The organism is Pseudomonas sp. Z4-7 (genome assembly GCF_051131965.1).
Classification (GTDB): Bacteria; Pseudomonadota; Gammaproteobacteria; order Pseudomonadales; family Pseudomonadaceae; genus Aquipseudomonas.
Genome location: NZ_CP071642.1, coordinates 145,258 through 152,500, shown reverse-complemented (window position 1 = coordinate 152,500; position 7,243 = coordinate 145,258). Strand labels below are relative to the sequence as shown.

General features: G+C 58.9%; 6 protein-coding genes (1 of these 6 cut by a window edge). 5 read left to right on the top strand and 1 reads right to left on the bottom strand.

Annotated features, from left to right (window positions below; translation table 11 throughout):
- Positions 1–1,074, bottom strand: partial view of an acyl-CoA dehydrogenase gene (locus J3P91_RS00665; protein ID WP_434602438.1) — the 5' portion only. Its footprint begins 108 nt before the window's first position; the window shows 1,074 of its 1,182 coding nt (coding positions 1–1,074); it begins with the start codon at positions 1,072–1,074; its stop codon lies beyond the left edge, outside the window.
- Between the two features lie 157 nt (positions 1,075–1,231).
- Between J3P91_RS00665 and J3P91_RS00660 the strand changes: the two genes are divergently transcribed.
- The 5 genes from J3P91_RS00660 (at position 1,232) to J3P91_RS00640 (ending at position 7,149) form a co-directional block, all read left to right on the top strand.
- Positions 1,232–2,131: a LysR family transcriptional regulator gene (locus J3P91_RS00660; RefSeq protein ID WP_434602437.1), complete on the top strand. Its 900-nt coding sequence runs from the start codon at positions 1,232–1,234 to the stop codon at positions 2,129–2,131.
- Between the two features lie 430 nt (positions 2,132–2,561).
- Positions 2,562–3,683: a Re/Si-specific NAD(P)(+) transhydrogenase subunit alpha gene (locus tag J3P91_RS00655; RefSeq protein ID WP_434602436.1), complete on the top strand. Its 1,122-nt coding sequence runs from the start codon at positions 2,562–2,564 to the stop codon at positions 3,681–3,683.
- A 15-nt stretch (positions 3,684–3,698) separates the two neighbouring features.
- The gene (locus J3P91_RS00650; protein ID WP_003187010.1) at positions 3,699–4,022 is read left to right on the top strand and encodes an NAD(P) transhydrogenase subunit alpha; all 324 of its coding nucleotides are present in this window, start codon (positions 3,699–3,701) and stop codon (positions 4,020–4,022) included.
- Complete coding sequence (locus J3P91_RS00645; protein WP_434570529.1) at positions 4,022–5,458, top strand: NAD(P)(+) transhydrogenase (Re/Si-specific) subunit beta; 1,437 nt, start codon at positions 4,022–4,024, stop codon at positions 5,456–5,458. Before J3P91_RS00650 ends, J3P91_RS00645 begins: the two co-directional genes overlap by 1 nt.
- Before the next feature lie 197 nt (positions 5,459–5,655).
- Positions 5,656–7,149, top strand: coding sequence for an acetyl-CoA hydrolase/transferase family protein (locus J3P91_RS00640; RefSeq protein ID WP_434602435.1), 1,494 nt, complete (start codon positions 5,656–5,658; stop codon positions 7,147–7,149).
- The last annotated feature ends 94 nt before the right edge of the window (positions 7,150–7,243 follow it).

The window sequence follows — 7,243 nt, the reverse complement described above, 5'->3', positions numbered from 1 at the left end:
AATGCCGAACTCGTCGGAGATGCCATTGCCGCCCAGCATGTCCCGCGCCATTCGTGCGATATCCAGGGACTTACCGCAAGAGTTGCGCTTCATGATCGAAGTAATCTCTACCGCAGCCGTGCCTTCATCTTTCATACGCCCAAGACGCAGACATCCTTGAAGCGCGAGGGTGATTTCAGTCTGCATATCGGCCAGTTTCTTCTGGATCAATTGATTGGCAGCCAACGGGCGACCGAACTGCTGCCGGTCGAGCGTGTATTGACGGGCGGTGTGCCAGCAGAACTCGGCAGCCCCCAGGGCGCCCCAGGAAATGCCGTAGCGCGCCGAGTTCAGACAGGTGAACGGCCCTTTCAAGCCACGCACGTCCGGGAAGATGTTTTCTTCCGGCACGAATACGCTGTCCATGACGATCTCGCCGGTAATCGAAGCACGCAGCCCGACCTTGCCGTGAATCGCCGGAGCAGTCAGGCCCTTCCAGCCCTTCTCCAGCACGAAGCCTCGGATATCGCCGGCGTCGTCCTTCGCCCAAACGACAAACACATCCGCGATCGGACTGTTGGTGATCCACATCTTGCTGCCGGTCAAGCTGTAGCCGCCTTCAACCTTGCGCGCCCGAGTGATCATCGCGCCCGGGTCGGAACCATGGTTCGGCTCGGTCAGGCCGAAGCAGCCTATCCATTCGCCTGAAGCGAGCTTCGGCAGATACTTCTGTTTCTGCGCCTCGGTGCCGAATTCGTTGATCGGCACCATGACCAGTGAGGACTGCACGCTCATCATCGACCGGTAGCCGGAGTCCACACGTTCCACTTCCCTGGCGATGAGGCCGTAGCTGACGTAATTCAGGCCGCTGCCGCCGTATTGCTCGGGAATGGTGGCGCCCAGGAGGCCCACTTCGCCCATTTCACGAAAGATCGCCGGGTCAGTCTTTTCATGACGGAACGCCTCCAGTACGCGCGGCGCCAGCTTTTGCTGAGCGAATTGCTCGGCAGTGTTGCGAATCATGCGTTCTTCTTCGGTGAGTTGCTGGTCCAGCAACAAGGGATCGATCCAGCTGAAGCTCGCTTTACCGGCCATGAAAAAGTCCTCGCCAATCAAATGGAAAATCGTGGACTGATCCTAGGCCCGGTTTCCCACGAGAGCAAACGAGGATTCGGCATGTTGTTGTGCTAATTTCTCACTCCGTAAACGCCATAGACCGCTGTTGTGCGGATAACGAGTGAGGCTTGCGTATATGCGTCGTAAAATCCCTAGCACCGCCGCCCTGATCAGCTTCGAGGCTGCCGCACGCCACGAAAGCTTCACCAAGGCGGCACTGGAGCTCTCTCTCACCCAAGGCGCTATCTGCCGACAAATTGCGAGCCTGGAGGACTTCCTTGGCGTGGAGCTCTTCCGACGCTCGAGACGCGGCGTCAAGCTGACTGAAGCGGGGCTTTCATATAGCCGTCGAATCGCCACGCAACTGGATGCCGTCGAGCGCGATACCCTTTCAGTGATGGGGCACACCGGCGCGAACGTTATCGAACTCGCCGTCGTGCCCACCTTCGGCACTCAATGGCTGCTGCCACGCCTCAAGGATTTCCAGCGGCAGCACCCTGAGGTGACGGTCAATCTCACCAACCGCACGCGCCCTTTCCTGTTCGCCGATACGGATTTCGATGCAGCCATCTACTTCGGCGACGCGGACTGGTCCGGCACCGAATCTCACAAATTGATGGGGGAAAAGCCGTTGCCGGTATGCAGCCCCTCCTTACTGGGCAACCGCAAAACTCTGACGCCGGAGGCAATCGCCGAGCTCCCCCTGCTCCAGCAGACAACCCGCCCATACGCGTGGCGCCAGTGGTTCAACTCACAAGACCTCAATATCGCGCGCGACCTGACAGGTCCGCGCTATGAACTATTCTCCATGCTTGCCCAAGCCGCCATGCACGATATGGGTGTCGCCTTGATCCCGCCCTTCCTGATCCAGCGCGAACTGGCGGAGAAGCGCCTGGTCATTGCCAACCCCAATGCCCTGTCGAGCCTCAAGGCGTACTACCTGATGATCCCGGAACGGAAGGTGGAATCGGCCTCGCTTCGGGCATTTCGCGATTGGCTGGTCACCGAAGCTAGAGATTATGGTATTGAAAAATAAGGAAAAACTGACCACGTAAATAAGTAGTAATACTATATTAAGCACTACAGATATAACTATTTGTCGCATTTAACCAAACTGTGATCATATCGGTACAAACGTCCTAGAACCGTTGAAACACGTGGCTTTAAGCCATATCGAGCGAGTCATATCGCTCCATTCATCTGACCGATGCAAAAAGAATCATAATCACCGTTATCCCTTGATTTGTATGGGTTTAGCGACCTTTACCTCGCCAGTTGCGACATTCGGTCACAGGGTGACTTGTAGTTATATTTACGTCACACGTCATAATCCCTTGAAGGGCTGAATATTCGCCTGCAAAATGCCGCGCCCCGCCTGGTCAGGCGGGATCGTGCTGATCGGCCGCCCCAGTCGCACCATCCGAAGTGCCTGGGTTTACTCAATAAGATCACGCAGGAGATTTGACGTGCACATTGGTGTTCCTCTCGAAACCCAGACGGGTGAAACACGGGTTGCTGCTACCCCGGAAACCATCAAGAAGCTGGTCGGCCAAGGCCATAAAGTCACTGTTGAAAGCGGCGCCGGCATCAAGGCCAGCGTTATCGACAGTGCCTATGAGGCAGCGGGCGCAACCATTGGCAGCGCCAGTGATGCATTCGGGGCCGAACTGATCCTCAAAGTGGTCGCCCCCAGCGATAGCGAGCTGACGCTGATCAAGAGCGGCACCGTTCTGGTGGGCATGCTCAACCCGTTCAACAACGAAACCATCGCCAAGCTGGCCGAACGCGGCATCACCGCATTCGCCCTTGAGGCCGCGCCGCGTACCTCCCGCGCTCAAAGCCTGGACGTGCTGTCGTCTCAAGCGAATATCGCCGGCTATAAAGCCGTGTTACTGGCCGCCCATCACTATCCGCGCTTCATGCCGATGCTGATGACCGCCGCAGGCACCGTGAAAGCGGCGCGCGTGCTGATTCTCGGCGCGGGCGTGGCCGGACTCCAGGCAATTGCCACGGCCAAGCGCCTGGGCGCTGTGATCGAGGCATCGGACGTGCGTCCCGCAGTGAAAGAGCAAATCGAATCCCTGGGCGCCAAGTTCGTCGACGTGCCTTACGAGACCGATGAAGAGCGTGAATGCGCCGTCGGCGTCGGTGGCTACGCCCGGCCGATGCCGGCCAGTTGGATGCAGCGCCAGGCCCAGGCCGTGCACGAGCGCGCCAAGCAGGCCGACATCGTCATCACCACCGCATTGATTCCGGGCCGCAAGGCACCGACGCTGTTGAGCGCGGAAACCGTGGCGCAGATGAAACCGGGTTCGGTGGTCATCGACCTCGCGGCGGCCCAGGGCGGTAACTGCCCGCTGACCGTGGCCGATCAGGTGGTGATCGAGAATGGCGTGACCATTTGCGGTCCGACCAACCTGGCCGGTGAAGTCGCGGCTGACGCTTCGGCGCTGTACGCCCGAAACCTGCTGGACTTCCTGAAGCTGGTCTTCACCAAGGAAGGTCAGTTCGACGTGAACCTGGAAGACGACATCGTCGCCGCGTGCCTGATGTGCCGCGACGGCCAAGTCATCCGCAAAAACGCCTAAGCAGGGATTCAGACAATGGAAGAGCTTATCTCCCCCGGTATCTACAACCTGATCATCTTTGTGCTGGCGATTTACGTCGGTTACCACGTGGTCTGGAACGTTACACCTGCTTTGCACACGCCATTAATGGCGGTGACCAACGCCATTTCGGCGATTGTGATCGTCGGCGCCATGCTCGCCGCCGCGCTGACCGTAACACCTCTGGGCAAGACCATGGGCACCCTTGCCGTGGCCCTGGCCGCCGTGAACGTGTTCGGTGGCTTCCTGGTGACGCGCCGCATGCTTGAAATGTTCAAGAAAAAAGCCCCGAAAGCCGTAAAAGAAGAGGCGCCCAAGTAATGAGCATGAACCTGGTAACGACGCTCTACCTGATCGCGTCTATCTGCTTCATCCAGGCCCTCAAAGGCCTGTCGCACCCTACCACCTCTCGCCGAGGCAACCTGTTTGGCATGCTCGGCATGGCGCTGGCGGTGATCACCACCGTGGGTCTCATCTATAAGCTGGGCGCTGAGCTAGCGACCGCTGGCATCGGCTACGTCATCGTCGGCCTGCTGGTCGGCGGCACCGCCGGTTCGATCATGGCCAAGCGCGTCGAGATGACCAAGATGCCGGAGCTGGTGGCGTTCATGCACAGCATGATCGGCCTGGCGGCGGTGTTCATTGCCATCGCGGCGGTCGTCGAGCCGCAGTCCTTGGGCATCGTCAAGCAACTGGGGGATTCGATTCCGGCCGGTAACCGCCTGGAGCTGTTCCTCGGCGCAGCCATTGGTGCAATCACCTTCTCCGGTTCGGTGATCGCATTCGGCAAGCTCTCGGGCAAGTACAAGTTCCGCCTGTTCCAGGGCGCACCGGTACAGTTTGGTGGCCAGCACAAGCTCAACCTGATTCTGGGCCTGGCGACGCTGGGCCTGGGCCTGGCCTTCATGTTCACCGGCAACCTCGGCGCGTTCGCCTTGATGCTGGCCCTGGCTTTTGTCCTGGGCGTGCTGATCATCATCCCGATCGGCGGCGCGGACATGCCGGTGGTGGTCTCGATGCTCAACAGTTATTCGGGCTGGGCGGCCGCCGGTATCGGCTTCTCGCTGAACAACTCGATGCTGATCATTGCCGGCTCGCTGGTGGGTTCGAGCGGTGCGATCCTGTCTTACATCATGTGCAAGGCGATGAACCGTTCGTTCTTCAACGTGCTGCTCGGCGGCTTCGGCAACACGGCAGATGCAGCTGGCCCGGCAGGCTCCAAAGAAGCCCGCCCGGTGAAATCCGGCTCGGCTGACGATGCGACCTTCCTGCTGACCAACGCCGACACGGTGATCATCGTTCCGGGCTACGGCTTGGCGGTTGCCCGGGCGCAGCACGCGCTGAAAGAGCTGACCGAAAAGCTGACCCACCACGGCGTGACCGTTAAATACGCGATCCACCCGGTGGCCGGTCGCATGCCCGGGCATATGAATGTCCTGTTGGCCGAGGCCGAAGTGCCTTACGACCAGGTGTTCGAAATGGAAGACATCAACTCCGAGTTCGGCCAGGCCGACGTGGTGCTGGTGCTGGGCGCCAACGACGTGGTCAACCCGGCGGCGAAGAACGATCCAAAGTCGCCGATTGCCGGCATGCCGATCCTCGAAGCCTTCAAGGCCAAGACCATCATCGTCAACAAGCGCTCGATGGCCAGCGGCTATGCCGGCCTGGACAACGAGCTGTTCTACCTCGACAAGACCATGATGGTGTTCGGTGACGCCAAAAAGGTGATCGAGGACATGGTCAAAGCGGTGGAATAACTCTCCCGTTTCGCCAAAAACGCCCCGCCTTGTCGGGGCGTTTTGATTTATATCAAGGCAAAGCATTACCGATCCGGTAACGATGTTTTGCCTGAAACACCCGTAATAGACGCCTTAAATGCGACTTTTGTAGCGGGTCGGGCAAAGCGCAAATTCTCTAGACTGCGCATCCAGCTTCCAGCCCGAGACGACCCTCCATGTACCGTGATCGCATCCGCCTGCCTTCGTTGTTGAATAAAGTAATGAGCGCTGCCGAAGCCGCCTTGTTGATCGAGGACGGCATGACCGTTGGCATGAGTGGCTTTACCCGCGCCGGAGAAGCCAAGGCAGTGCCCCACGCCCTGGCTGAGCGTGCCAAGGCCACCCCGCTTAAAATCAGCTTGATGACCGGTGCGAGCCTGGGCAACGACCTCGACAAGGAGCTCACCGAGGCCGGTGTGCTCGCGCGACGCATGCCGTTCCAGGTCGACAGCACGTTGCGTAAGGCAATCAACGCAGGCGAGGTGATGTTCATCGACCAGCATCTCTCGGAAACCGTCGAGCAACTGCGCAACGGCCAACTCAAATTGCCCGATATTGCCGTGATCGAAGCAGTGGCCATCACCGAGCAAGGACATATCGTACCGACCACGTCGGTGGGTAACTCAGCCAGCTTCGCCATCTTCGCCCGGCAAGTGATCATCGAGATCAACCTGGCTCACAACCCGAATCTAGAGGGATTGCACGACATTTATATCCCGACCTATCGCCCCACTCGCACGCCGATTCCCTTGGTGAAAGTCGACGACCATATAGGCAGCACCGCGATCCCGATACCGCCGGAAAAGATTGCCGCCATAGTCATAACCAACCAAGGGGACTCGCCTTCTACCGTCGCCCCGCCAGACATCGACACCCAGGCCATCGCCGATCACCTGATCGACTTCTTCAAACAGGAGGTTTCGGCTGGGCGCATGACCAACAAGCTCGGGCCGCTGCAAGCAGGGATTGGCAATATCGCCAACGCCGTGATGTGCGGCCTGATCGATTCGCCGTTCTCGGACTTGACCATGTACTCCGAGGTTTTGCAGGACTCGACATTTGACTTGATTGACGCCGGCAAGCTGAGTTTCGCCTCCGGCAGCTCGATCACGCTGTCGGGTCGACGCAATGCCGACGTGTTCGGAAACCTGGAACGGTATAAGGACAAACTGGTCCTGCGTCCGCAGGAAATCTCCAACCATCCGGAGGTTGTGCGCCGCCTGGGCATCATTGGTATCAATACCGCGCTGGAGTTCGACCTATACGGCAATGTGAACTCAACCCATGTATGCGGCACGCGGATGATGAACGGCATCGGCGGCTCGGGGGACTTCGCCCGCAATGCTCACCTGGCGATTTTCGTCACCAAGTCGATCGCCAAGGGCGGTGCCATTTCCAGTGTCGTACCGATGGTCAGCCATGTGGACCATACCGAACACGACGTCGACATCCTGGTGACCGAAATCGGCCTGGCCGACCTGCGGGGCCTGGCGCCACGGGAGCGGGCACGCGTGATCATCGACAATTGCGTGCACCCTTCCTACCGCCAGGCCTTGAACGAGTATTTCAACGCCGCGTGCGCTTTGGGTGGGCATACGCCGCATATCCTGCGCGATGCACTGAGTTGGCACCTGAACCTCGAAGAGACCGGACGCATGTTGGCGATCTGATACAGCTGGAACACAGCTAACGCAAATACAGTTTTGATTGGAGCCCACCGCTCACGCGCAACTCGACAAAAACTGTACTGCTGTACCGGTTATT

What these genes read in the sequence shown, in the direction of transcription:
- J3P91_RS00660 (WP_434602437.1), top strand. Translation starts at nt 1,232, where the DNA reads ATGCGTCGTAAAATCCCTAGCACCGCCGCCCTGATCAGCTTCGAGGCT.
- J3P91_RS00650 (WP_003187010.1), top strand. Translation starts at nt 3,699, where the DNA reads ATGGAAGAGCTTATCTCCCCCGGTATCTACAACCTGATCATCTTTGTG.
- J3P91_RS00645 (WP_434570529.1), top strand. Translation starts at nt 4,022, where the DNA reads ATGAGCATGAACCTGGTAACGACGCTCTACCTGATCGCGTCTATCTGC.
- J3P91_RS00640 (WP_434602435.1), top strand. Translation starts at nt 5,656, where the DNA reads ATGTACCGTGATCGCATCCGCCTGCCTTCGTTGTTGAATAAAGTAATG.